Genomic DNA, 25,383 nt, shown 5'->3' with positions numbered 1-25,383 from the left:
CTTTGAAGGCCCTTAAGATGAGTGACATTTTTTGGAGAGCCTAATGAGAATCTTATGGATCATCCAGCTTTTGGCGATACTTGGTGTTCCTGCCAGTGCTGACGAGCAACGCATCGAGATCAACAATGTCTACCCTCTGAACCAAGAGAATTTTGATCTTGGTGATCACATTTTTCATCTGACGGACAACACTGGTGGTTTCGAAGTAATTGAAGGCCCAATGGATAACGGGCCCGCCAGATGTTTGGGTTCGGGATTTGGGTTCGAAGACGGCACCAACTCGATCAATGGAATATGCGTATTCGGTGAAGGTGATGACACTTTTACCATGCGGTGGAAGGCAGGAGAAAAAGGCGCGGCAAACACCTGGGAAATCATCACCGGGACGGGGCGCTATGAAGGGATGACTGGCAGCGGCATCGCGACAACAGACATCGCCTCAGCATACCAAGCGTTGCCTCTGAGGCGAACTCACCTTGTCGGAACAGTGGAAATCCCTGACTAAGACGGCTGCGCTTTTGTATCTGTACTGTTTCGATTGGTCTCGAGCTTTGTCGGTCTTAAGTGGATTTCGCTGCTTGGTTTTAAACCTTCCGGGATTGCTTGCTGTAATGCGACGAACGGCCGCTTCATTCTGCGGAGTGTGAATTCGTTCTGCCGTCGATCATGCAGCCGCAGCGAATGGTAGCTTCGACGGGCCGCACCGCAACATTCTAAGACCGTACTCAAGGTCGGCTCTGGGCCGTGAGACTCAGTGGGGCGGGCAGCAGCGCTGCCTGCCCTGGAACAATACCTGTCCTCTCATGCCGAGGCTGTCTTGGGGCCAACTGCCTTCAATAGCCGTGCAAAGATCATCACATGCGTGACCAAAAGTACCGGCACAAAGAATGTTGGAATGAACCAAGTGGGGCCAAAGTAGTTAATTGCCTCGGCTTGGCGCAAGGCGTTCACCAGATCGACAGTTCCAAGGATGTTGAAACCCCACACCAACGGAAGGGCGGCCATTGATCTCCATCGCAAAGCGAAAAGCGCCGCGATTGCCAGAAACGCCGAGAGCAAATCGCCATAGCTGGCGCTGGTTGCAAACGCCTCGGGCAACTCTCCGTTGTTGAGATTTGGTACCATGAAGCTCATTCCGATGTGTCGGAAAGCATGCGGCAGCAGCAGGATTGAGAGCGCCGCCGCCGCCGACAGCCGTGCAAGCCAGGGTGCAACGTACCACGCCGCGATCAGAGCAAAGACAAAGAGGCTCATCGCGAACTGAAGAAGGAATATCACTGTGGGGGTCATCTGATCGATCCTTTCGATATGCGTCTGTTTACGTGAATTGGGGGTGGGCAGACCTTCATGCTCGAGCCGCAGTTTGCGATACGCTCGCCTCGGCCCGGATCGTCCCCAGTGAAGCGGCTGGAGTAATCTCTTGGGCTTTTCCAGTGGCGACATCGTAAAGCAAGGCCGAGACGGTGATCGCGTCCGGTACCTCCGGTGCTGCCGCTAGACGCTTGATGTCTGCCGAAAGGTCGCTTTCCTGATCCGTGATCGCGTATTCGGATACGTCAATCCCAAGCTTTTTCAGCAGCGCGTCCTGAAGGTCCGGACTGGACAGCCGCTCGGCTCCACATTGTGTGTGCTGCATCAGGATGACGTTGAACCCCTCTTCGCGGCCCTCCGTCATAGCGCTCACCAGAAAGGCGAGGGTGGCGATTTCTTCGATTGCGGCGCGTGTAACCCGTCCGCCATTGTTTCGGATCACAACCGCGTCGCCAAGCTCCAGTCCGAGGATGTGCGCGGGATCAACCCGGGCATCGCCGCAGGTTAGAACTACTGTTCGCAACTTTGGCAGGATCGGTAGGCCAGCACTGTCAAAGCCCACAGAGAATTCTTGGTTTCGAGTGATGAGTTCGTCTTGAACGTTCATGAAGAGGTCCTTTCGTCTTGGAGGGTAAACCTTCGTCGTATGCTGCGTTAGGCAACGCGCATTGGTGCGGCTTGTACGTCCTTGGGTTGGTGTTTTTCCGTCCATGTCGCGTCGTCCAGGCAGTACGACGAAGAGGAAAGCTGAACGTAGTCTCGCTGCTTCTGAGCGAGATCAAGATCGAAGGCGCGCGTCGTGAGGATCTTCAGAAAGCTGCCGATCGCACCGATGCTGCCGGACAGGCTGCGTGCCAGGTCCGGCTGATCAGCGACCTTGCGCCGTACGATGCTTTCAAACGCTTCAGGTTCGTGCCCGCTTACTTGGAATACATCCCCGGTCGGGGCGTTCACCGCGAAGGCGCCTCGCCTGTACTCTTCTGAATAGATTGCAAGCTGGGTGACTGCCGCTTCAGAATAGTTGGCTGGGCGCAGGGCTTTCAGAGCCTTGACCATCATACGCTCGGAAATGTCGACATAACGTACCCGCCGCCCCAGCGCGCGGCCCATTGCTTCGGCGACTTCGTTGGGTGACAGCAGCGTTGGTCCCGTGGGGCGGTAGGTCTTGCCCGCATGGCGTGCCGGGTCCGTCAAGGCACCGACCGCGACGCGTGCAATATCTTCGTTCGAGGGGGCAGCATTCTTTTTCACGTCGCCGTCGCCAAGCGGCATTGTGAACTGCCCAAGATGGGCCGCCATGCCCAGCACCATCAGGTAGTTTTCAGCAAACCAGCCGACATTCACCGTGGTCACAGACATCTCGGGGCGCATGCCGATCAGGATGTCGCCTAAATAGACTTCGCGTGTAAACAGCGACGGGTGATCTACGCTCGAAAGCCATTGGCTTAGCGTAACGACGTGCTCAATCTTAGCTTCGTAAGCCGCAACGGTGAAGACCGCGTTGAAGTGCAGCCCATTGGGTGCCGTCGGGGCGCATTGATAGGCCCGCTGCACGCCATTCATGGCGTTGCGCATGTCGCTCAGCGAATACTGGTCACCCACGAATAGTTCAGCGCCCGCGCGTTCGAGGATATCAGAGCGATGATCCCTCTGCCGTATGAACGCACGGACAGGATAGGCTTTGGCTCTGAGCTGAAGCGCGACTTGCAGCCCGGTCTTGCCGCTTGCGCTGGTGACGAGGATCTTAGGCTTGGCAGGCATAGGCACGCTCCTTTTAGATGATACTTGCAATCTATAAATTAGATGATAGATGTAATCTTAATTGTCAATCCCGCCTAGGAGTGCGAAATTGCCGAGAATGTCGGAAGCGGAAAAAAGGCGCAGTCACAACAGGATACTGGATGCTGCAGCACAGTTGTTCCGCGAACGCGGTATCGAAGCGACTAGCCTCGCGGACGTCATGAAGGCAGCCGGAATGACACATGGAGGTTTCTACCGACATTTCCATTCGAAAGAAGATTTGATCGCGGCAGCCTTCCGGCACGCAGTCGATGATGTGGTTTCCGAAATGGAGCGCGAGGGGTCCAGCGAAGGGCGAGGGAAAGAACGTCAGGACTATATAGCCAAGTACCTGTCCCAGGCACATGTTCAAGACAGTCGGCATGGATGCCCGCTTGCGGCAATGGGAACCGAGCTTGCCCGTACCAAGGGCGCATCCCGGCAAGCGGGCGCTCAAGCTTCGGATCGCATGGCGGCCCTTTTGCAGGACACACCGGAATCCGGCTCGCACCAGGGCCTGGCTGCGATGGCACTCCTTATGGGTACGATTACTCTGGCTCGTTTGGCAGGAACTGAAGAGGAGGCGGACCGAGCTCTGGAGGCCGGACGCACTGCCATAGATTTGCTGCAGGATCATTGGCCGTAAGACAGGTCCTAAACTGCTGCAGGGTATTCCGAGGGATTCGCGGTTGCGTTGTGCATTGCCATCACACGCGAATCGACAATGCTGCAAGGTGCACGAACGGCAGCAATGCGAAAGCTGCGCTTTGGCGTCGAGTTGTGTGGCCAATGGCTGGCTTGGGCCGTCCGCGTGATCAGTTATTTGCGGGGCAGGGGGCTTTGCTGCGACGGCACCGAAGTCTTCAATGAGCCCGATGATACCGATGCTGCATTGTCCACCAATGACAGCTTCCTGGATGCTTGGCTCTCTGAAAGTCGAGTTTCCAAGTGAAAGCTCAGTGGGACTAGTTAAATCGCTAACTAACTACCTCTATCGACTGGCTCGATGCCGCGAGTGTTGCGACATGCGATTTTAATACTTCAACGAACTTGTCACGCGCTTCGTTTGGTTCTGAATGCAGTGGAAAGAGAAGCCCAAACGACATCCAGCGTTCAGGCGAAATTGGAACTGTCCGAACACGGGTCTGATCTACATCGGCGGCCACGAGTTCATCTGCGATTGTGACACCACCGCCATCTGCTACCAGAGCACATGCCAGCGAAGAAGATGCGACTTCGCAGGTTTGTTTTGGCAGCACCCCTGCAGATCTAAACATATCATCCAGTTGGTCGCGCAAGAGCAATCCGTGCATAAGGCGAACAATTGGAACGTCAGCCAAAACGTCAATGGAAACTTCTTCAAGATCGGCAAGCGGATGATCAATTGGTACGACGGCTTGCGCTCTTACGCGCAATAGCAACTCGGTTTGGATATCGGGGTGTTCGACCGGTAGAGCACCAATTCCCACGTCATATTCCCGACCGGCCAACCATTTGCCAGCTTCTCTGCGCGCGCGCACATCGAGGCTGACATTGATATCAGGATTTTCCCTTATGAATTGGCCAACAGCGGGGGAGGCGAGCGCGCGGGCGATGCGCGGCATTGCGACGATCCGAAGGTTCTGAGTGCGGCCTGCACGAATCTCGGCGGTGATTCTGGGGATCTCATCCAGGTTGTCGAGGATGCGACCAGCTTCGCGATAGAACGCAAGTCCCTCGGGTGTTGGAGTGAGGTTCCGGCCGCTTCGATCAAAAAGATTAAGCCGCAACTCCCTCTCGAGTCCAGAAATCAACCGGCTGACTGCTGGTTGCGAAAGGTGCAGTATATTTGCTGCTGCTGCGAGTGATCCCTCTGACAGCGTTGCTCTGAATGCACGAAGCGCTTTGATATTCATGTTCGCCACCGTCACTTACAATTTTTGCAAGTAAACTAAACACCTTTGCATTTTTCGCAATCTCCATCATCTGCTAGGTGAGATCAGGAGAGGAATTAGGGAGGATACTATGAAACGCAGAACACTCATTTCTGCCGTACTGGCAGGCATCGCCCTTGCGGCAACAGCAACAGCCAGCTTTGCGGCTGACTGGCCCAAACGCCCGATCAATCTGGTCGTGCCTTACAAGGCGGGTGGCGGCACTGACGCCTATGCTCGCGCCATCTCGGCGGCAGCTGAAGGCATTTTGAATGCCCCCGTAGTGGTCGTGAACAAACCTGGCTCGGGCGGCTTGAATGGAGCCAATTCTGTCGTCGGCGCCCGACCCGACGGCTATACTATGATGATGACCTCAGGGGGCTCGTTCTTGCTGTCCACCATGACCCGCGACACCGACATTGATGCGCTGGACAGCTTTGAGTTCGTCGCACAGGTCGGCCAATTGCAAACCTCGCTGATGGTCCCGAAGAGCAGCCCGTTTCAATCCGTTCAAGACGTGATCGACGCGGCTAAAGCTGATCCTGGCTCGCTTCGTTGGGCGCATTCAGGCCGCGGTGGTTTCCACCATGTAGGCGGTCTGGGCTTTCTGGCCAATAACGGCATCGAAGCGCAAGACGTTCCATTCAAAGGTGGTGGCCCGACCCGTGCTGCTCTCATCGGTGAGCAAGCCGACTTCGGCTTCTTGGGCGTACAACAGCTTGCCGGTTTCGAGGACCAACTGCGCGCGCTGGCGGTCAACAGCCAGGAACGCGACGGCATCATGACGGATGTACCTGCCTTTGGAGAATTGGGCATTCCGTTTGCTGCTGTCTCCTCGCCGGTGATCGTGTTTGCTCCGAAGGGTACGCCTGCCGAGGTGGTCGCAGCGATGGAAGCCGCGCTTGCGCAGATTTCGGCTAAGCCCGAGTTCGCCGAGCTGCTGGCTTCGCGTGGGACCGGTCCTGTCTATCAGAATGGTGCGGATGCCAAGGCAACGCTTAGCGCTATGAAAGAGGACGCCGCTCCGTTGGTCGAAAGTCTGACTAATTAAGTCTTCAAGGCTGGGGGATCGATGATCCCCCGGCCTTTTTTTGCCCACGCGTTGTTGAGGGAGGATGACATGCGCGCTTATGCCGAAGGTTTGGTGCTGGCGGCCGTTTCACTTGTGGCTATTTGGGGCGCGTGGCAGGTGCCCGCTGCATCGCCCGGAGATACCTGGGCCGGGATTGTTCCCTTTGCCGCATCCGTCGCTCTATTGGGCTTGTCTGGTCTCTTGCTGATAGGTGCATCCCGTCAGACAGGCGATGTCACCGCCGCCAGCACAGATAATGGGGCGACTGTTCAGATCATCGCACTATTCATCATTGCATTGGTCTACCAACAGTCATTCCGCTGGTTCGGGTATCTACTACCTACGGGCATCGTGGCTCCCATCGTGCTATATTTGTTCGGTGTGCGGAGCTGGATCGGCCTTGCAGTTTCTGTAGTCATCTGCCCGTTGGTTTTTCACCTCATCTTTTTTGTGCTGCTTGGTGTCTTCCCGCCCTATGGCGAAGTGTTCGACCTACTCAGCTTGATACAGAGGTAAGTCTCATGGAAATTTTTCCCGCCCTTCTTTCGGTCATCACTGATCCGATGCTGCTCTTTGCCATCGTTCTTGCTGCCACAGTTGGCATGATTGTGGGCGCAACGCCGGGTCTGACAGCTTCAGCAGCAATCGCGATGCTGCTGCCAATCACCTTCTATATGTCGCCCCTCTTTGCGCTCGCCTTTCTCTATGTGATCGGAAAATCCGGACGCTATGGCGGTTCCATCGCAGCAATCTTGTTTAATACGCCTGGTACAGCCGCGAGTGCTGCGACGCAGATTGACGGCTATCCACTGGCTCGCGCTGGTAAGGCGGGTAAAGCAATGAAAGTTGCCACAATCTCATCCGTGATCGGCGATCTCATGGGCGACGTTCTTTTGGTTGTTGGTGTCGGGTTCATCGCAGCAATTGCTCTGAAGCTGGGACCTCCAGAAACCTTTGCCATCTACTTTGCCGCCTTTGTGGTGATCGGTTCGGTGATCGGAGAATCCATTGTTAAAGGTCTGGCCTCCGCGCTCCTGGGAATTCTGGTGGCAATGGTGGGGCTCGATCCGATTTCCAGCGAAGAGCGCTACACATTCGGCTCGTTCGACTTGTCCAATGGCATCGGCTTGGTGCCGCTGATGATCGGTGTCTTTGTCTTGGGCGAAGTCTTTGCGCAACTTGAAGAGCGGCGCAAAGCAACAGGCGAGACCAAAGAAAACGAAAGCTCGGCTGATGGCAATGATCTGACATGGGAGGAATACAAACCCTGTCTGCCTCATGCTGTGCGGGGCGGGTTCATCGGTGCTGGCATTGGTGTTCTGCCAGGTCTGGGTTCAGCGATTGCGGCTTTTATCTCTTATGGAGAAGGTAAGCGCCGTGCGAAAAACCCTGAACAATGGGGTAAGGGCGCATTGGAAGGCGTGGCCGCGCCAGAAGCGGCCAACAACGCGGTGTCCGGCCCGTCCATGGCTCCTCTGCTGATTTTGGGTATTCCAGGCTCGACCATCGGCGCGATCCTGTTGGGCGTGTTTCTGATCCATGGCATCCAGGTCGGGCCGACGCTATTTCTGACCGACAAGGAACTTGTCTACAAGCTCTTTGCCTGCGGGATGCTTGGTATCCTCGTGTATGGCCTGATCGGCTATTTCGGAGCCACACAAGTTGCCCGACTAATCCTGAAAATCCCGACCAACGTTCTCTATCCGCTGATCTTCATGACAGCCTTCGTCGCGGCATACTCAGCACGAGGCTCGATGTTCGATGTGACGGTTATGACCTTTGCCGGTTTCGTCGGCTGGCTGATGCGCAAATATGACTTCAACATTGCGGCATTCGTAATCTCCTTCGTTCTGGCCAAAGGTGCGGAAGAGACGTTCCGGCAATCCCTGCTGATGTCGGATGGCGGTGCGCTGATCTTTGTCGAACGACCGATTGCGCTCGTCTTCTTGATCCTTGGTGCCGGGGCGATTGCCTTTCGCATTCGCGGCATCATGAAAGAACGCAAACTGGCGCAGGGAGGGTTGGGCGATGCTTGAATGGCAACTCATGCAAGGCAGCTTTTCCAGCACAGATATGCGGCACATCTGGTCTGAATCCTCGACAATCTCTGCCTGGATCAAAGTCGAACAAACGCTGGCGCGTACGCAAAGTGATGCGGGTCTCGTGCCGAATGAAGCTGTTGTTGCACTCGACGGGTTTGGCATCGGAAAGCTCGATCAGGAGCGCTTGCGGCAGGACATGGCGCTTGTCGGGCGGCCCATTGTGGGATTGGTCGGGCAACTGCGCGAACACGTCGGCGAGGATCTCGCCAAGTTCGTCCATTTCAATAGCACGACGCAAGATATCATGGATACAGCGCTTGCGATGCAAATGAAGCTCGGTCTGGCGACCGTGTTGAGCGACCTCGATCAGCTCGTTTTTTCCCTGACGGGCCTGATCAAGGAGCACCCCAACACGCGAATGATCGGGCGCACTAACGGGCAACACGCGATCCCGATGCTGCTCCGGACCAAGTTTGAAGTCTGGCTAGAGGAGCTTCTACGTCGTCGCGAGGTGATCATCGAAGCGGAAAAGCGTGGGGTGTTCGTTCAGGTCGGCGGGCCGTTAGGGGATTTGTCAAATTATAGCGATGGAACAGGGACAGAGATAAAGGTGCGAATGGCAGAGGCGCTTGGTTTGGGCGTTGCAGAACCTCATTGGCAAAACGCGCGTGACGGCGTGGCCGATATTGTCACCGCCCTCGGCGCGCTGTGTGCGACGATCTGCAAAATAGCCCACAACATCAACCTGCTTTCATCCAGTGATATCGGTGAGGTCTGCGAATGCCATGAAAATGGTAGGGGTGCTTCATCCTCAATGCATCACAAACGTAATCAACGGGCCAGTGAATTTGCCGAGGCCGTAGCAAGATTGGGGCGCCAAAGGTCGGAGCAAATAGGGGAACTGACTCTGCACCAACATGAGCGCTCTGGCGGTGTTTGGGTCGGTGAGTGGCTTGTCGTTCCTGAAGTGTTCTTGCTGTCGTCAGGAGCTTTGTCATGGGCAAATCGGATGCTATCTGATTTGAGAGTCGACGAAGGCGGGATGGAACAGAATTTAATCTGAGAAGAGTTAAGAAACGCTAGCCGTCATTCGCGTTGTTGCGGCGAACGGCAACGCTGTCCGCGTTCGGTGAGATCGACAAAGCCCATAATTCGCAGTTGCAGCAATGCCACGAGTTAAGCCGATAGCCGCTTCGCAGCAGGAAAAGCTGCCGTTCGTCCCAACCGCAGCAAGATTTTGGTGGCCGATGTCAAACTTGCGAACGAAGCGCCAACTCGCTGCACATCCTCCAATGACCGCTTTGAATACGTCAAGGTTCGAGAATAGAGTTGCCGCATTATGGACATTCTTTTTTGATCAACGTCAGGTGATGGAATATCGCACGAAACGAAACTGGAAGTCAGAGTTCCGCGAAGGCCTGAAGTGGCACTTGAAAGACTTCATACTAATGGCAGCCTTCGTCATAGGTTGCGCAGCCGTAGGTGCCGCGCTGGGCGGGGCGATATGCGCATTCTTTGGGCTCCCCTTGTTCATTGGCATAGTTGCCGGCGCATTTGTATTTGAATTATTCAGCTTCAGTTTTTGGCTTCTACGGCGCCGCCGATAAGAGGCAAACCAAACTCTCCGAAACCGACTTTCAAGAACGCTGCAGCATCCGGGGCTTTGGGCTCAGAGCCGACTTGCGGCGGCGCAGTAGTTCAAGTCTGAAGAACAATCCGAAAGCGGCCATTTCCAAAGATGGTATAGTTTTGCGTTTTCAACTCAGTGCCACGATGTGAGGACATTCGCTGGTTGGAAACGGTCACCAGTTGGGTCGAGCCGGAACGGCGGCAGTGAGCCCAGAGTGCCAAATGCTGCGGTTGGCCCAAATACCAGCGAAGCGTGCGTCGCTGCCGTCGGTCGTGCAAGGGACGGTCCATTCCAGACGTTGACCGCCACTCGAAGTGCTGCAACGCAGAGTTCTTCACAATCATATTTGACCCTATTGCATGTTCTTTCTGCTCACACAGACGCGACGAGCTGTTAACGGACCACGGACACATCTCTTTTCCGTTGCGCGTCCCGGATCAGCGCCGCTAATCGGTAAAACCCATGTGCCATTTTTGAGTAGGGCGTCAGCAGGAAAAAGGTCAGAACCGATCCGAGGTGGATGGCCAGCAGCGCGGGCATCAGTGCCGTTGAAACTAGGGCAAAAAGAACCAAACCGCTGAACCCAACAAAGCCCAGCAGCAGGATGAAACCAATATCGCCGCCCCAAGCCGACGGGTCCCCCAGATCCCGGTCTGACTTTTGCTTAAGCACAGCCATCGCACCACATCCCACCGTCAGCAGCAGCCCCCCGGAAATTCCGAACAATTTGGGCAAAGACCAGAACCCGTAAGGCGCGTGCAATCCGAAGACGTAGTGCATGACCGTCGCCACCGAGGTCGACGCAAAGCACAACAGGAACCCATACATGATGGCGTGGTGGATGTGGCGTCGTGCCTGACTGAAACGGTCTTCGTCCTCGAAGTTACAGCCCTCGCCGTGGCCTGCGGCCAGATCCTGCATCTGGCCCGCGTGTTTGAACGCGGCCATCAGATCAGACACCTGGATCGGTTTGCCGTCAACCTTGACCCAATAGTGCCGAAGGCTGATGGCTATGCTGAACAGAGGCAGCAGGAACGCAGGCGCGAAGATCGCAACCATCGCGTTGTGCGACAGGACGGCGTAGAATCCCCCGCCTCCACTGGAACCGATGGCGCGGATGGCCCAGAGTAACATGGCAAATCCGATCACAAGCGCCAGGGCGATGGCCCCGCCATGCGTGTGAAACCGGCGCGCCAGCGGCTGCGGCCAGGCGAAGTTTTCCCAGCTATTGCGCCGCACTTCGGCCAGCGCCTTGGGTAGGTTCAGGTCGAACTCGTGCGGCGCCGTGTACTGGCAGGCATAGTAGCAGCCCCGGCAGTTGTGACACAGATTGGCCAGTTGCGTGATATCCCCATCCGAGAACGCGCGTTCCGCATGCAGGGAGGGGAAGACCGAGCAATAGCCTTCGCAATATCGGCAGGCGTTGCAGATCTCTGCCTGGCGGCGGGCTTCCTGAATAAGATCAGTTTGCATAAGCGGCGGCCTCACGTCCTGCGATGCGTCCAAAAACAGTTCCGATGGTCATGCCGAACCCGGCCAAGTAACCTTGCCCAAGGATCGACCCGGCCATGGTCTCGCCTGCGGCCCACAGGTTTTTGATCTTTCCGTTTGAGGTCGAGCACTGGGCCGCCTCGTCAACCTTCAGCCCAAGATAGGTGAAGGTCACACCGGTGCGCAGTGAATAGCCATAGAAAGGCGGTTCGGTAATTGGGCGCGCCCAGTTGGTCTTAGGCGGTGTCAGACCCGAGGTCGCGACCCCGTCCAACTCGGTCGGATGAAACCCGCTGGTGTCACCGCAAGCGGCGTTGAATTCGCTGACGGTCGTTTTCAATTTGTCCGCAGGCAGGTCCATCATCCCGGCCAATTCGTCCAACGACTCCGCCTTTAGCGGCGGGAACACGGACGGCATGAACAGGTTCAACGACTTGGCGTCGATGATCACATAACCCACCTGATCCGGTTGGGCTGCCACCAATCGACCCCAGATCGCGTAGCGCTTGGGCCAGACGTCTTCGCCCTCGTCATAGAACCGCTCGGCATGTTTGTTCACGACGATGGAAAACGGAACGCAGTCCAGACGGGTGACGATGCCGCCGTCGAATTTCGGCGCGCGCCCGTCGATGGCAACGGCGTGGCATTGGGTCAGGCCGCCGACGCTTTCTACTCCTTGGTCCAGCAGATCAGACAGGACCACGCCTCGGTTGTACGGCGTTCCCCGGATCAGGAAGTTCTTGGCAGGCTCACCCCAGGCCCGGGTAAGCCAATCTGTGTCTGCCTGAAAGCCGCCGGAGGCAACGATGACCGCTTTGGGCGCGACGCGATGAGATTGGCCTTCATAGGTGTAATCCACCCACTCGATCTGGTCGCTGTTCAGTTCCAGATGCGTCACAGCGGCCTCATACAGCACATCTACACCCAGCCCCGCCGCCGTGCGGTAATAGGCATTCACCAGAGATTTGCCGCCCCCCATGAAAAACGCATTGGTCCGTGCCAATGACAATGTGCCGGAAAGAGAGGGCTGAAACCGAACCCCGTGTTCTTGCATCCAAGGAAGGCATTCTTCCGACGTTCGGATCGCGAGGCGGGCCAGATGTTCATCGGTTTTGCCGCCGGTGACTTTCAGTAGATCCGAGAGGTATTCGTCCTCACTGTATTCCTCAATCAGCGGCCCCAAAGGTGTCTTGTGCATACAGCGAAAGTTGCGCGTATGGCGGGAGTTTCCGCCGCGATAAGGTTTTGGCGCCGTTTCAAGGATCAAAACGCGTGCGCCGGCCTCAGCGGCAGTCATCGCAGCGCAGAGAGCCGCATTGCCGCCACCGATCACAGCGATATCGTAAGCTTCCTTTGGGGTGGCCATATCCTGTCTACCTACTGGCTTTCGTCGATTGAGCGGTCGCGGTCCTGCAACGCGCGGATGCGCATCCGCTGCGCAGCCTGAATATGCGCGCGCATCTCTGTCTCGGCCGCCGCACCATCGCGGGCCTTCAAAGCCGCCATGATGCGCCGATGCTCGGCCACTGCGGCCTCGGCGCGGTCGCTATCCAGCAATTGCGAGGGACCCAGGATCAACAGCGCCTTTTGCAAGGAGAGCATGGATTTTGCCAGAAACCGGTTCTTGGCCGCATCCAGCAACGTCGCGTGAAAGATCTTGTTGATTTGGGCCGCATCGGGGCCAGTACCCGCCTCGGCCAGCCGGTCGTTCAGAACCTCAAGCTCATCCAGTTCGACATCAGACGCCGCGCGGGCTGCCAGACGGGCCGCTGTCCCTTCAAGCACCGCGCGCATCTCATAGAGTTCCATGACCTCAGCGTAATCCAGGCTGCGCACGGTGGCACCTTGCCGTGGCACATGTGTGACCAGTCCGTCGGCTTCCAACTGCCTTATCGCCTCGCGCACCGGGGTACGGCTGACGCCCAACCGTTCCGAGAGCTCAATCTCGCGCAGCCGGTCGCCGGGCAAAAGAGTGCCCTCGCGAATCTCGCCCAGCAGGCGCTGATACGCAGAATTGCCTTGTGGGCCAGGTTGTAACGGGTCGTCCTGAAGGGTCATCGCAGGCTCTCTTGTCATCTTGCGTCCAGTTGTATACACATGGATACATTATAAGTCAACGAAGCTGGAACGCTTACCTTGCACAGCCAAACCGATACCCCCTCTCTTCTGACGAAACGGGCCGTCACGCTCGGCCTGGCGGTGTTGGGCACTGGGGTATTTTGGGCGCTAAACCTGCCGCTACCTTTTCTGTTCGGGCCAATGAGCGCATGTTTGATTGCAGCTCTTGCGCACGCACCGATGGAAGGCTTTGGACAGGTCTCGGTTGCCGCCCGCACTATACTGGGCGTGGCGGTAGGGGCATCGATTACGCCGGCTCTGTTTGCTGAATTGCCCCAAATGGCCGCGTCGATTGCGCTGATCCCGTTCTTCATCTTGCTGATCGCTTTGGTAGGTGTGCCATTCTTTCGCAAGATCTGGGGCTTTGACTCCACAACGGCTTTCTACGCAGCTATGCCGGGCGGTTTGCAAGACATGATCATCTTTGGCGCCGAGGCGGGGGCCAATCCGCGTACCTTGTCCTTGATCCACGGTACGCGCGTGCTGATCATCGTGACGTTGGCCCCCTTGTTCCTCACCGTGTTCTATGATGCCCAACTCACCAATCCGATTGGCGAGCCTGCGCACAACCTGCCAATACATGAATTGGCGTTGATGGTTCTGGCCGCCTTTATCGGCTGGAAAGGCGGGGAGCGGATCGGCTTATTCGGGGCGTCAATCCTGGGGCCAATGATCCTGACGGCAGCCTTGTCACTGGGCGATTTCATTCATACCCGACCGCCTCGCGAGGCCATCCTTGCAGCGCAGTTTTTCATTGGCTGCGGGATTGGAGTGAAGTTTGTTGGTGTTACCTGGGTCGAGTTGCGCCGGGTAGTGGCAGCGGGCTTCGCCTATGTCATTGTCCTCGCCGTCCTAGCAGCCGCTTTCACCGCCGTTGTCACGACCTTGGGACTGGGCCAACCTGTCGAGGCGTTTCTGGCCTTCGCCCCTGGTGGGCAGGCAGAGATGACGGTGCTGGCCATCGTCTCGGGCGCGGATCTGGGCTTTGTGATCACCCACCATCTGACAAGGATCGTGTTGGTGATCATCGGTGCGCCCATCGCCGCAAATCTTATTCTGCGCTGGTCCAAACCTCGGGGTTGATCATGTGGATCGGAGCACCTTCGGCATAGGCGTTCACCTGATCGAAAATATCAGCGAATTGCAGACCGAACTCATCCTCGGTGACGAAGCCGATATGTGGGGTCGCGATCAGGTTGGGATGCGACAATAACGGATCGGTCGTATCGGTCAGTGGCTCGGTATCGAACACATCAATGGCCACCTTGCCGGGGCGACCGGCGTTCAGCGCCTCAATCAAAGCGCCCGGAGCGATAAGCCCGGCCCGCGAGGTGTTCACAAACAGCGCCCCCGGCTGCATCTGTGCGAAATCCGATGCGGTGATGATCTCGCGCGTGTCCGGTTTCAGGCGCACATGGACTGAGACGACATCGCTGTCGGCAAAGAACGCTTCACGGCTGGGCGCGACCAGCGCGCCATCCGCCTGCGCGCGTGCCCGACCTTCCTCAGACGACCACCAGACAACATTCATCCCGAACGCCTCGGCATAACCCGCAACGGCGCGGGCAATGCGACCATAGCCATAGAGCCCCAACTGACGGCCCCGCAGCGTTTTGCCCACACCAGCCTGCCAATGCCCCGCTTTGACCGAGGCCATTTGTGCGGGCAAGTCGCGCATCCCAGCCATGATTAACGCCCAAGTGAGTTCGGCTGCGGCGTAGGACGGCGTCCCACCATGCATGTTCGAACACAACAACATTCCGTGTTCTGTACAGGCCTCAACATCGACATGAGGATAAACGCTGCGCTGGCTGATCAGTTTCAGCTTCGGCAATTTCTCCAGCAAGGCGCGAGTGATTTTGGTGCGTTCCCGGAACAGCACCAGCACCTCTGCATCCTGCAACCGCTCGGCTATAACGTCAGTGTCTTCGACATGATCCGTCCATACCGTCACCTCATGACTGATGAGTTTTTCAAAGCACGGCAGGCCACGCAGCGTGTCAAACCAGTCATCCAGAATATGTACGTTCATCGGCTTTCTATACCCTGACCGTAGGTCAGCTTTCTTGGGGTTGGTACAAAATGCGGAGCGTCGAGGGCGGCCAGCGCGTTCCGGACGCGTTCGCTTTGGTCCAGCAGATGGTTGAACTGCTCATCGCACCCTGCGATCGGTGTCGGGTACTCTGCCATATCCCGCCTTAGGACCGCTTGCGCCAACCTAAGTTCCTGACGCGCGATAGCGAGGCATTCCGAATAGTCGTCCATCGTATCCTCCAATATAGTATACCGTCGTATACCTAATAGATGACACCTGATCAACTTCCATTCCAAACAGATTGCGGCACATAAACATGCCCGTCCGCCAACTTGCGCGCGGTCCGTACTAGGCCCGCCGCGTCCACGGAGAACCCGTCAGTGGTGGAGAAGTCCACCAGCACCTCGATTTCGCCGGAGGCGTGCTCTAGCACGACTTCAGCCGGACTTGCAGTGGGGCGATCCAGCAAACTGTCCGCGACTGTGCCAGGCGTCAGCGCGCAGGACGCCATGCATTGCGCGCCGGTGACCGCCATGGTCGGGTGGGTCTTCCACGGCATGAAATACCGCACCGCAAGCGTTCCGCCCTCTCTGGCAGGCGCGATGAGGCCGAATTTGGGAGTGACCGATTTGGACACATCCCCCATACCCATCCGATTCCCGGCCTCAATCCGAACAGCCTCCATCCGATCAAAAAAAGTGTGGTTGGCATCCAACTCCTCGGCGCTTTCATAGCCCGTCAGCCCGAAGTCTGCGGCGCGGGCGATGACCATCGGCATTGCAACATCCATGCAAGTAAGTTCAACGCCCTGAACGGTATCGCGTAAGTTGCCCGTGGGCAGGAAAGCTCCGGTTGCCGAGCCCACCACACCCATGAAACTCAGCTGCACCGGTGCCGAATGGCCGGGTACACCAGCGATCTCCGCATCGCCCTCATAGGTCAATTCGCCCTCGGGTGTATTCACCTTGGCCACGACCCGAGCCTCCGTATTGACGGCCCGAATGCGGATCTCAGTTTCATCGTCCTGTGGTACAAACAGTCCCATTTCGATGGCCGCAGGGGCAACGCCGGACAGGATATTGCCACACGTGGGCTTGAAATCGACCAGCTTCTCGTCGACCGAGACCTGCGCGAAGAAATAGTCGATATCGGCCCAGTCATCCTCACTGACCGACAGCATCGCGACCTTCGTGGTCACCGCCGCGCCGCCGCCGATACCATCGATGTTCAGCGATTGCCCGGAACCAAGGGCGGCGACCAGCACCTCGGCCAGCGTGTCCAAATCCTCGGGCAAATCTGAGCGGCGGAAATACGGACCTTTCGAAGTGCCGCCACGCATGAAGAGGTAAGGGATTGCGGTTTGGGTCATTTTGGATCCCTCACTTCAACGGCCAGGGCAGGCTGACCATGTCTTGCAACAGACCCGGCGGGAAATCGCGGTTCAGTGCGCCCGCCATCAGGCACATGAAACCAATGCCGCAGGCGGTCAGGATCAGTGTCATCTGCCAGCTGGCCCCGGCCCGGATACGGAAGAATGCGATCAGGAAACCCAGCAGAGCGAGGATGAAACCCACCACCCAGGTCGCAGCGATCAGGCTGGCGAACCATGCCAGTGTGGACCAAAGACCATGAGGCGCGCTGGCGTCCTCACCAGCGATTTCCTTGTCGGCAAAGATTGCGTCTCCCTCGGGCCGCCGCATCATCTGAATCAGCAGGATCACGCAGCAGAACAGAGACACACCGCCGATCACCAGCGGGATGATCTTGTCAGTCATGTTGTAGTCAGGGATCATGTTGGCGTTGACCAAAGCGACGATCAGATAGGCCATGATCACCAGCAGAAAGATAAGCGGCGCGCGTTTGGTACCGGCCTGAACATCACCCTCGGCCATGATCATCTTGGCCTGCCGGATACCCAGAATGACCGAAACAACCGTGACCACGATCAGCACGATGACGATAGGGCTGAAGACATATTCCATCCCCTCGCCAAAGCTTTTGCGGAACCGGAATGAGGCGATCTGGAACGCCTGATTGGTGAACTTCTCAACCGGGTTCGACAGAACGAAACCGATCAGGAAGGCCGGGCGCGACCAGTCGAAACGGCGTAAAAAGATGCCGATCAGGCCGATCACGAACAGGGCCAGCAAGTCTTCGAAGTTTTGGCCGGATTGGAACGCCGCAAAGCTGATCAACATGAACAGGAACGGCGCCAGATAGGTGAAGCGGATCGTGGTCAGCTTGGCGATCCCGCCCGATGCCGCGATGCACAGGATGGTCCCGACGACGTTGGCCAACGCCAGCAGCCAGACGATCGAATAGGTGATGTCGAGATTGTCCTTGAGCATGCTCGGACCGACCTCGATATCGCCTGACCCCAGCAAAGCCACCGCGCCGATGAAGATCGCCATCGAGCCTGAACCAGGGATGCCAAACAGCAGAGTTGGCACCAGCCCTCCACCCTCTTTGGCGTTGTTCGAGCTTTCCGGGCCGATGACGCCGCGCACTTCGCCCTTGCCGAAATTGCTCTTGTCCTTGGTGGATTGCACCGAGTGACCGTAGGCGATCCAGTCGACAACCGAGCCGCCGAGGCCGGGAATGACTCCAACAATCACGCCAATGATCGAACAACGCACCGACAGCCATATATTTGCGAACCAGTCTTTGACGCCGTCCAGCCAACCGGCGCCCAGTGAGGCCCCTTTGGCAATCGACCGATCTTGACGCAGCAGCGATACGATCTCGGGCACTGCAAAGATACCCAGGCCAACGATGACCAGCTTCAAACCGTCCGTCAGATAAGGAATGTCGTAAGTTGCCATGCGCAGCGAACCGCCTGCATCCGCCTCACCAATCGTGCCGACCATCAGGCCCAGACCGGCGGCGGCGACTCCTTTCAGCGGGATCCGCCCGGCCAAAATGGCGACCATCGACAGGCCGAGAATTGTGATCATCAACATCTCGGGCAGGCCGAAGGCCAGAACGATGGGCCGCGCAATCAGGATGAACATGGTCAAAAAAGTCGCGCCGACCAGCCCACCGAATAGGGACGAGGAGAAGGCCGCCGAAAGCGCCCGCGCAGCCTCGCCCTTTTTGGCCATAGGGAAGCCGTCCAGCACCGTGGCTTGCGAAGCAGAACTGCCGGGAATGCCCATCAAGACTGAAGCGAAGGTGTCCGAGGTCGGCACCACCGCGACCATACCGATCATCAGGGCCAGACCCAGGATCGGGTCCATGCCAAACATGAAAGGTAGCAACAGCGACAGGCCGGCAATGCCTCCGAGACCCGGGAAAACGCCCACGGCCAGCCCCATGACGACGCCGAGCACAAGATAGCCCAGAACAATGGGTTGCAGGATCAAACCCCACGCGTCGCTGAGCGCAGGTAGAGCGGTGGCGAAAACCTCCATAGCGGCCGCCTTTCATTAATTGTAACTTGTTGGAAAACGCACGCCCAATATCCGGGCGCGCGCTGCGGTGTCCGGGCTTAGTTCAGCTCGACACCATAGGCCTCTTTCAGCCAGTTCAAGACGTATTGCTTGGCGTTGTCGTCAACATTGGTCGCCGTTTGCAGCGCCGCTTTCGAACCATCGCCGACAAACACAGGATACTTACCAACGCGTTTAGAGGAAATATCGGCAAAATCACCCCGCTCGGTCACGGCTTGGAACGCTGCGGTATATGCGTCGACCACTTCCTGTGGCGTGTCACCGGGCAAGAACGCCAGTTTCTGCACAGGGAACCCTGCCACGAAAAACGCTTTCCAAGCATCCCATGCCTCTCCGCTGGTTTCGCACCCTTCGGTGGCCGCGCAAACCTCTTTGAAAGTTGGGATATCCGGGAAGGTCGGATCGCGCACGATGTTGCCATCCGCGTCCAATGCGCCCCATGTCATCATCGGAACGGCCTGACCGGCTTCGACTAGCGGGGCCGAACCGCCCAGATAGCCCGAGGACGTCTGGTAATCGATATTGGCCTCGCCCCGCTCGAACATCAGGCGACCATCTCCGCGGCCCTTGATGCCAAAGACCGGCTCAACATTCATGCCCAGCATCTGCCAGGCCAGCAGAGGCACAAGGTCCAAGCGGGTTGCACCCTGCGAGCCGTAGATGAAATTGGTGTCCTTCAGCGCATTGGCAGATCCGTCGAACTTGGCTCCGTCCTCGGCGTTCAGATAAGCAACACCGCCCGTTCCGGATGCCATGACGGGAATCCAGTCGTTGTATTCATAGCGGACGCGCGGGTCACTCAACAGATAGGGGAACTGTGTTGAACCCGACGTGCCAAACAGCAGCGTGCCGTCGTCATGGTTCTGCTCCTGAAACCAGTTCGCGCCTTTGGTCGATCCAGCGCCCGGCATGAACTTGACCACAACGGTCGGCTGACCCGGCAGAGCCTCGGACAGAAGCGGTGCAAAGAAATTGGCCCATTTGGCCGACCCGCCCGTTTCCGAGAACGGAATGACCCATTCGACGGTTTTACCTGAGAAATCAACCTCAGCAATGGCAGGTTCAGCGATACCGGCGGCGGCAATCAGCCCCACGACGGCGCGACGGGTGAAGTTGGAAATGGCCATTGGTTCCTCCCTGTTGACCAAACAACCACGTCAGCGCCCTCCGCGCCACCGTGATCGCAAATAGAACTGCGGGGTTGATTCCCCCTCCCATCTGGCAATCATGGAACGCCAACCTTGCGCGAAACTTGCAGGAGCCCAAATGCGGATCGTCATCGTCGAGGATAATGAAACCCTTGCCAACGCCATTGCTTATCGCCTGCGGGATCGGGGCCATGCCGCCGACGTGCTGACAGATGGCGATGCCGCCGATCTGTATCTGGAACAGGAAGGCGCGGATCTGATTGTTCTGGACATCAACCTGCCGGGTCGGTCAGGTCTTGAGATCTTGCGGTCGCTGCGCCATCGGGGCGACAGTGCGCCTGTCATCCTGCTGACCGCGCGCACCGATACCAGCGATCGCGTATCGGGCCTGGATATGGGCGCAGACGATTACCTTGTGAAGCCCTTTGAGATGGATGAGCTTGAGGCCCGCATCCGTGCGCTGTCCCGCCGCAAACAACTGGATTATGGCGCGCGAGAGACCATCGGAGATCTTGAGTTTGACCGTACCGCCCGGCAAGTGAGCGCAAAGGGCCAAGTTCTCGATGTGCCGCGTCGGGAAATGGCTGTGCTTGAATGCCTGTTGGAACGGCGCGGCAGGATCGTCCCCAAAAGTCAGTTGACCGACTACGTCTACGGCGTGGGCGCCGATGTCGACGATTCAGCCATCGAGCCGCATGTGTCACGACTGCGCAAGCGCCTTCAGAAATTTGGCATCCGGATCAAGACGGCCCGTGGTCTTGGATATCTGCTTGAGGTGCAAAAGTGATCCGGCACCGTTCACTCAGGCTCAGGCTGTTCATTCTGATCCTTACGCCCTTGGTACTGCTCGCGATCCTGCTTGGATACTGGCGTTACACGGTCGCCCAACAGACGGCGCAAGAGTTATTTGACGACAGCCTGTTGTCTGCCGGTCTGGCCATTTCACGCGATGTGGCGGTGTCCGAAGGCGATGCCCTGTCGCCCACCACGCGCAGCTTGATCCGCGACGCATCAGGCGGAGAGATTTTCTATCACGTGACTGGACCCGGTGGCATCTACGTCACAGGGTATGCATATCCTCCGGCCGCTGCAAACCCGTCTGAGCAAGACGCGTACCAGCCGAGGTTTTTCGAGGCTATCTATCGGGATGAGCCGGTGCGCGTATTGAAAATGACCGAGCGTGTCACACTGGGTAACCTAGTGGGCGATGCGACGGTAACAGCTTGGCAACGCGTTGCGGACCGCAACGCCTTTGCCAACGAACTGTCGATCCGCGCGGCGATCCTGATGGGTATCCTGCTGGCCACCCTTGCTTTTGTAGTGTGGTTTGGGGTCGCTCGCGGGTTGCGGCCCTTGCTGGATTTACAGGATGCGATCGACCTACGCTCACCTGACGACCTGAGCGAAATCAAACGCCCGGTCCCGGTCGAGGTTCTTGGCATTGTTCAGACCTTGAACCGGCTGTTTGGACAGGTCGAGCACAGCATCAACGCCCACCAGGTGTTTATCTCAGAAGCCGCACATCAGCTGCGAAATCCGGCGGCAGCAGTTCAGTCCATGGCCGAGGCGTTGCGGGATGCAAAAACGAATGAGGACAAGGACAAACGGATTGTCGAGCTTGTGTCGGCAGCAAAAAACTCCGCCAAGGTGGCCGAACAGCTATTGTCGTTGGAGCGGTTGCGGCAGCCTACGCATCAGGATCAGATGGACAAGATTGATTTCCGTGCGGTTGTGGAAGAAGCCTGCGCGGACATGGGTGTTCATATCCTCGCAAAAGGGATCGATTTTGAAGTCTCCATGCCAGAACCGACAATCTTGGTCTTGGGAGATCGGGTCTTTTTGGCAGAGGCTATTAAGAACCTGCTGGATAACGCGGTTAAGCACGGCGGCGCTATACTGAGTCGAATTTCAGTTGTGCTGCGCTGTGAAGGAGGGGACGTCAAGCTAACCGTATCCGATGACGGAACCGGCCTTTCACCCGACCAAAGCGAAGCTGTTTTCAGTCGGTTCTCGCAGTTGGAATATTCCGAAGGTAGCGGTTTAGGGTTATCGATTGTCTCAGCTGTAGCGAAGCGCCACGGAGGAGTGGTCGCGATCAACCAAGTCGAAAAAGGAGCCAGCGTTACGCTTCAGCTTCCCATAGCCCTGTAGTTCGTTTCTATCTCTGCTCGGAGCCCGAGACCTGTCACAATCAAAGCGAATTTTTGCGATTGCAGCGAATGACCGGTTTCCACCCCAGGTGCTGGGCACGGCGGTCTTGATACGTCTTCACCAGACTTTGAAGCCTCTTGCAGCGAAATTGCGCTTGGTCCGCAAATCGTGAGTTCGACTCGATCTCGGTTTTGCGCCCGCGGCGAATGTCTCATCTGACGGACCGCATCGCAGCAAAGATGTCTCTCTGTCAACGGCAGTTTTGGGCCGTCACCCACAAGTGACTTCGTATCGCGACGGGAAAGGCTGCGCTGACCAGAGGCCACCATTGACCCCAAAATCAACCGTTAGTGTGTTTGCGATTTGAGCGGTTACGTCCCTGAAACCTGACGATCGTAATCTGCGCCGTCATACCACCCCAGCGACTTGGTCACGTTTAGATTTTCATCGAGGTCCCACTCTTCCCAACCCGAAAAGCGAACTTTGTTTCCTGTATCTTTGTGCTGGCCTTCGAACGTCCATGCGTAAACCATGTGATGATCGGCTACGAGAACAGTATCGAGGTTAAGCACTAGGTCGGGGAATTCAGTCATGAAACCAGCCGCCATTTCACCGATCTGCGAGCGACTGTTCATCGGTTCGCCACCATTCATAATCATCGTTGTATTTTCCGAATACCGACTGGCGACTTGATCCGGAGCCTTGTTCGTCCAGGCATCACAATGATCTTGCGCCAATTTTCGGGCTGTTTGGATATCAGGCGTCATGGCTACGCCCTCAGTGATTATTCGTTCCGAAAATTCTAATTGGGACCTTGAAGGTGAACAAGCCACCGCATGAAAGCTGCACTATGGCACGTTCGATGTCGAAGGTGCAGGAGCCAACCACTTCATCCGATCCGGGCCGTCCACGATACCGCTCCTGGTATCCCTCAATTCACATGCTGCGCCGCCTCCGAGGTCTGGTTTGAGCCCCACCTGTGAATTCGGTTTTCTCGCTGCGCGCGCATGCAGCGCTGGAACTGCTGCGTCAGTGTAAAATTTAGTGCTGCCGCGCGGTGGATAAATCAGCCATTCGTGCATACTGCAGCAAAAATCTGGTTCAGAATTCACTAACTGCGGGTAAAACGGTCATTGGCTTTGTGAATTTTGTAATCAGAAGACGAAGGACTCGCGATGACGTCTCCCTTCTTCGACGCCTAGTTTAGTGAGCGCTGCTTCGCTCCACGTCATTAACGCATCGGGTCCGCACATATAGACTTCTCGTGTGTCGAGTGCGGAGATGGATTGGATATCTTCAATCTGCGCGCGCCGTTCTTCGGTCTGCAGCGCATCCTCAGAAAATGCTAGACGCAGATCATCCCTTGCAGATTTTGCGACCAATGGGTCATCTCCGACGCTTTGAAACGCCACTATGCGAAGTTTCACACTGGCTGGGACAGGACCAATTTGCCCGGCAAAATGCTCCAGCACTTTGATGTCATCACCACGACCAGAAAACAGGAGGACGATGTCGGTCGATGTTTGCGGGTGAGCGTTCGCCAGCTGGAGGATGCCGTCCCACATCGCCATAAATGGGGTAATGCCGACACCGCCTGCGATCCACAGAACCTTTGATGGGATATGTGGAGGCGTGTCTTTGGCGCCTTGCGAAAAGCAGGTGAACCCCGCGCCAGACCCTCTGAATTCAATCGGCAGTCTATCCTTGATCAGTTTTTGGGCATTGTTATGTAGAACATTCGACATCAAGCCGCCCGGTTTACGTTTGACAGTGACGCTGACCTGATGGGTCGCGGCAAACGCATTTCTTTCTGCCGCAAAGCTGGGCGCATTCGAAAGCGTCCAGGTGCGCACGAAGTCCTCGTTGACAAGCTGAGGGTTGGCTTCGTTCATGTGGCTGTACCCCGTGTCCAGAAGCCCAGAGAAATCGAAAACACCAAACCCACCCGGCAAAGGTGAGTTGATCGGCTGTGACAGATCGAAGTTGAAAGTTGTGATACTTTCAGAAAGCGGTTTCGTCGAAACAAGAGTGGCAGTGATTGGGGTTGCAGTCTCGTGCGCAACGAGTGCATGCCCCATCTGTTCCAGTTCCTGACGCAAGGGCTTTACCGGCGGATTATAGGGCGAGAAATGCTCTTCCGACATGAGCCTGAGGTTCAGGCCGTCTTTCACAAAAACCGCCCCTGTAACTTTGATGCGCGTAAGCAGGCTGACCCGCGGCATGAGCGCTGGCGCTTCATCATCCATCAGGTTTTTGGCCTTACCCGTGACATAAAGGACATGACCCGTGGTGAAGTCTGGAAAGACAAGGCCGACCTCTGGGTCAGTCTCAATGTTGCCCAAGGACTGATAGAAGCGATTGCCGGAATAGTCGGGCAAAACCAGATAGGTAGTGATATCGTCGCCATCGGTTTCTTCGTAAATGCGGGTAAAACCCGGTGCACCGCCACGATGATTTACCCCCATATCCGTCTTCGTGCCAGTAGCGGTTTCATCTCCACTGTGCTTTGTCGCCAGAAAGACCGTGCTGGCCTGATCCACGACCGCCTTGGCCGCATCCGGCAAAGCAGTTGTGTGGCTGTCAAAGGAATCATGCACCAGTTCAGCGGCGCGCTGTTCATGCGCCAATGCCCGCACGGTGATGTACTTGGGGCAGTTCCCAAGGTGTTGATCAGACTCCAGTTGCAGGCTGATTTTTCCAGTCTCTTCAACAGATGCAGAGCGAATTCCCCCTGCGATTTTGTTCCGTCGACGGTTGCGGAAGTCGACCCCTACTCCAGCAAAGAGCCGTTGTTGCCGCCCAGACATTGGGTCCTGCTTCAAAGAGCGGGCAAAGGGATCGAAAGCGTTGCTTTCGGCGAAGACGTCCATCGCATTGTGGCCCGAAATCTTGATGCCGATCAACGGATCGCTCTCTGACTGTGTGACCAGCAGGCTGACCCACGGTCGCCCGTCGCGATCCAGCGTCGCCAGCGGCAAGTAAGACAGGCCCGCAAAGAAATCCGCGTGCTGCTGCGGCATGTCACTGTCGATGTACCGAGGAATGGAGTCGATCAGCTCTTTTGGTGTCTTGCGCCGCTTTTGAAGCAACAGCTCACCCTTGTGAGATTTATGTATCCGAACCATCCCGTGCTCCGTTCATCCGTTTGACAATCAGTTGTATTGCAATGCTTCCGCTGACGCCTTCCATTGGATCTGTGGATCTGTGGATCTGTGGGTCTGTGGGTCTGGAAGGCGTTAGCGAC

24 protein-coding genes are annotated in these 25,383 nt (G+C 56.9%); 10 read left to right on the top strand and 14 right to left on the bottom strand.

Annotation, left to right across the window (positions count from 1 at the left end):
* Nucleotides 1-43 precede the first annotated feature (43 nt).
* Entirely contained in the window at nucleotides 44-505 is a 462-nt protein-coding gene (locus AC2FJB_RS17395; protein ID WP_496720619.1) for a hypothetical protein, read from the top strand.
* Between the two features lie 296 nt (nucleotides 506-801).
* On the opposite strand, the gene AC2FJB_RS17390 is transcribed toward AC2FJB_RS17395, so the two are convergent.
* Genes AC2FJB_RS17390 through AC2FJB_RS17380 form a run of 3 tightly spaced genes read right to left on the bottom strand, consistent with a single transcriptional unit; the run spans nucleotide 802 to nucleotide 3,072 of the window.
* Nucleotides 802-1,290 (bottom strand): DUF8737 domain-containing protein, encoded by a 489-nt coding sequence (locus AC2FJB_RS17390; protein ID WP_496720617.1) that lies wholly within the window; start codon nucleotides 1,288-1,290, stop codon nucleotides 802-804.
* A gap of 55 nt (nucleotides 1,291-1,345) precedes the next feature.
* Nucleotides 1,346-1,918 (bottom strand): carbonic anhydrase, encoded by a 573-nt coding sequence (locus tag AC2FJB_RS17385; RefSeq protein WP_496720615.1) that lies wholly within the window; start codon nucleotides 1,916-1,918, stop codon nucleotides 1,346-1,348.
* 47 nt (nucleotides 1,919-1,965) lie between these two features.
* Nucleotides 1,966-3,072, bottom strand: coding sequence for an NmrA family NAD(P)-binding protein (locus AC2FJB_RS17380; RefSeq protein ID WP_496720613.1), 1,107 nt, complete (start codon nucleotides 3,070-3,072; stop codon nucleotides 1,966-1,968).
* 97 nt (nucleotides 3,073-3,169) lie between these two features.
* Here AC2FJB_RS17380 and AC2FJB_RS17375 point away from each other — a divergent pair, with 97 nt between their 5' ends.
* Together AC2FJB_RS17375 and AC2FJB_RS17370 are read left to right on the top strand one after the other, a co-directional pair.
* Nucleotides 3,170-3,736 (top strand): TetR/AcrR family transcriptional regulator, encoded by a 567-nt coding sequence (locus AC2FJB_RS17375; protein WP_496720611.1) that lies wholly within the window; start codon nucleotides 3,170-3,172, stop codon nucleotides 3,734-3,736.
* Nucleotides 3,737-3,841: 105 nt separating this feature from the next.
* Complete coding sequence (locus AC2FJB_RS17370; RefSeq protein ID WP_496818750.1) at nucleotides 3,842-4,042, top strand: hypothetical protein; 201 nt, start codon at nucleotides 3,842-3,844, stop codon at nucleotides 4,040-4,042.
* A 25-nt stretch (nucleotides 4,043-4,067) separates the two neighbouring features.
* On the opposite strand, the gene AC2FJB_RS17365 is transcribed toward AC2FJB_RS17370, so the two are convergent.
* The gene (locus tag AC2FJB_RS17365) at nucleotides 4,068-4,985 is read right to left on the bottom strand and encodes a LysR family transcriptional regulator (RefSeq protein ID WP_496720607.1); all 918 of its coding nucleotides are present in this window, start codon (nucleotides 4,983-4,985) and stop codon (nucleotides 4,068-4,070) included.
* 109 nt (nucleotides 4,986-5,094) lie between these two features.
* Between AC2FJB_RS17365 and AC2FJB_RS17360 the strand changes: the two genes are divergently transcribed.
* The 4 genes from AC2FJB_RS17360 (at nucleotide 5,095) to AC2FJB_RS17345 (ending at nucleotide 9,180) form a co-directional block, all read left to right on the top strand.
* Entirely contained in the window at nucleotides 5,095-6,054 is a 960-nt protein-coding gene (locus AC2FJB_RS17360; RefSeq protein ID WP_496720605.1) for a tripartite tricarboxylate transporter substrate binding protein, read from the top strand.
* Nucleotides 6,055-6,123: 69 nt separating this feature from the next.
* Nucleotides 6,124-6,591: a tripartite tricarboxylate transporter TctB family protein gene (locus AC2FJB_RS17355; RefSeq protein ID WP_496720604.1), complete on the top strand. Its 468-nt coding sequence runs from the start codon at nucleotides 6,124-6,126 to the stop codon at nucleotides 6,589-6,591.
* 5 nt (nucleotides 6,592-6,596) lie between these two features.
* Nucleotides 6,597-8,111: a tripartite tricarboxylate transporter permease gene (locus tag AC2FJB_RS17350; protein WP_496720602.1), complete on the top strand. Its 1,515-nt coding sequence runs from the start codon at nucleotides 6,597-6,599 to the stop codon at nucleotides 8,109-8,111.
* Nucleotides 8,104-9,180 (top strand): lyase family protein, encoded by a 1,077-nt coding sequence (locus AC2FJB_RS17345; RefSeq protein ID WP_496720600.1) that lies wholly within the window; start codon nucleotides 8,104-8,106, stop codon nucleotides 9,178-9,180. Before AC2FJB_RS17350 ends, AC2FJB_RS17345 begins: the two co-directional genes overlap by 8 nt.
* 960 nt (nucleotides 9,181-10,140) lie before the next feature.
* Here the strand turns inward: AC2FJB_RS17345 and tcuB are convergent.
* From tcuB to AC2FJB_RS17330, 3 genes are read right to left on the bottom strand one after another with little or no spacing between them, the layout of a single operon-like run.
* Nucleotides 10,141-11,220: a tricarballylate utilization 4Fe-4S protein TcuB gene (tcuB, locus tag AC2FJB_RS17340; protein ID WP_496720596.1), complete on the bottom strand. Its 1,080-nt coding sequence runs from the start codon at nucleotides 11,218-11,220 to the stop codon at nucleotides 10,141-10,143.
* A complete protein-coding gene (gene tcuA, locus AC2FJB_RS17335; protein WP_496720594.1) occupies nucleotides 11,210-12,604 on the bottom strand; it encodes an FAD-dependent tricarballylate dehydrogenase TcuA in 1,395 nt (464 codons plus the stop codon). The genes tcuB and tcuA overlap by 11 nt, the downstream gene beginning before the upstream one ends.
* 11 nt (nucleotides 12,605-12,615) lie before the next feature.
* On the bottom strand, nucleotides 12,616-13,296 hold the full coding sequence (locus tag AC2FJB_RS17330; protein ID WP_496720627.1) for a GntR family transcriptional regulator: 681 nt from the start codon (nucleotides 13,294-13,296) through the stop codon (nucleotides 12,616-12,618).
* Nucleotides 13,297-13,374: 78 nt separating this feature from the next.
* On the opposite strand from AC2FJB_RS17330, the gene AC2FJB_RS17325 reads away from it, so the two are divergent.
* Nucleotides 13,375-14,439, top strand: coding sequence for an AbrB family transcriptional regulator (locus AC2FJB_RS17325; RefSeq protein WP_496720592.1), 1,065 nt, complete (start codon nucleotides 13,375-13,377; stop codon nucleotides 14,437-14,439).
* Here the strand turns inward: AC2FJB_RS17325 and AC2FJB_RS17320 are convergent.
* The 5 genes from AC2FJB_RS17320 to AC2FJB_RS17300 all read right to left on the bottom strand — a co-directional run bounded on the left by AC2FJB_RS17320 (nucleotide 14,408) and on the right by AC2FJB_RS17300 (nucleotide 19,967).
* Nucleotides 14,408-15,388, bottom strand: a complete 981-nt coding sequence (locus AC2FJB_RS17320) for a D-2-hydroxyacid dehydrogenase family protein (RefSeq protein ID WP_496720590.1) — start codon at nucleotides 15,386-15,388, stop codon at nucleotides 14,408-14,410. The two genes, AC2FJB_RS17325 and AC2FJB_RS17320, sit on opposite strands and share 32 nt — an antisense overlap.
* Nucleotides 15,385-15,621, bottom strand: a complete 237-nt coding sequence (locus AC2FJB_RS17315) for a hypothetical protein (RefSeq protein WP_117870000.1) — start codon at nucleotides 15,619-15,621, stop codon at nucleotides 15,385-15,387. The genes AC2FJB_RS17320 and AC2FJB_RS17315 overlap by 4 nt, the downstream gene beginning before the upstream one ends.
* A gap of 50 nt (nucleotides 15,622-15,671) precedes the next feature.
* Nucleotides 15,672-16,760, bottom strand: a complete 1,089-nt coding sequence (locus tag AC2FJB_RS17310; RefSeq protein ID WP_496720588.1) for a 4-oxalomesaconate tautomerase — start codon at nucleotides 16,758-16,760, stop codon at nucleotides 15,672-15,674.
* A 10-nt stretch (nucleotides 16,761-16,770) separates the two neighbouring features.
* Complete coding sequence (locus AC2FJB_RS17305; RefSeq protein ID WP_496720586.1) at nucleotides 16,771-18,801, bottom strand: tripartite tricarboxylate transporter permease; 2,031 nt, start codon at nucleotides 18,799-18,801, stop codon at nucleotides 16,771-16,773.
* Between the two features lie 77 nt (nucleotides 18,802-18,878).
* Entirely contained in the window at nucleotides 18,879-19,967 is a 1,089-nt protein-coding gene (locus AC2FJB_RS17300) for a tricarboxylate transporter (protein WP_496720584.1), read from the bottom strand.
* A 139-nt stretch (nucleotides 19,968-20,106) separates the two neighbouring features.
* Here AC2FJB_RS17300 and AC2FJB_RS17295 point away from each other — a divergent pair, with 139 nt between their 5' ends.
* Nucleotides 20,107-20,775 carry a response regulator transcription factor gene (locus tag AC2FJB_RS17295; RefSeq protein WP_496685736.1) on the top strand — a complete coding sequence of 223 codons (669 nt, stop codon included), beginning with the start codon at nucleotides 20,107-20,109 and terminating at the stop codon, nucleotides 20,773-20,775.
* A complete protein-coding gene (locus tag AC2FJB_RS17290; RefSeq protein WP_496720582.1) occupies nucleotides 20,772-22,139 on the top strand; it encodes a sensor histidine kinase in 1,368 nt (455 codons plus the stop codon). Before AC2FJB_RS17295 ends, AC2FJB_RS17290 begins: the two co-directional genes overlap by 4 nt.
* Before the next feature lie 371 nt (nucleotides 22,140-22,510).
* On the opposite strand, the gene AC2FJB_RS17285 is transcribed toward AC2FJB_RS17290, so the two are convergent.
* Nucleotides 22,511-22,906: a nuclear transport factor 2 family protein gene (locus AC2FJB_RS17285; protein WP_496720580.1), complete on the bottom strand. Its 396-nt coding sequence runs from the start codon at nucleotides 22,904-22,906 to the stop codon at nucleotides 22,511-22,513.
* Between the two features lie 387 nt (nucleotides 22,907-23,293).
* On the bottom strand, nucleotides 23,294-25,264 hold the full coding sequence (locus AC2FJB_RS17280; RefSeq protein ID WP_496720578.1) for a pyridoxamine 5'-phosphate oxidase family protein: 1,971 nt from the start codon (nucleotides 25,262-25,264) through the stop codon (nucleotides 23,294-23,296).
* Nucleotides 25,265-25,383 lie beyond the last annotated feature (119 nt).

This window comes from Ruegeria sp. CDSC085 (genome assembly GCF_059610465.1).
The sequence above is the reverse complement of the archived record's forward strand: the minus strand, read 5'-3'. Positions and strand labels throughout refer to the sequence as shown.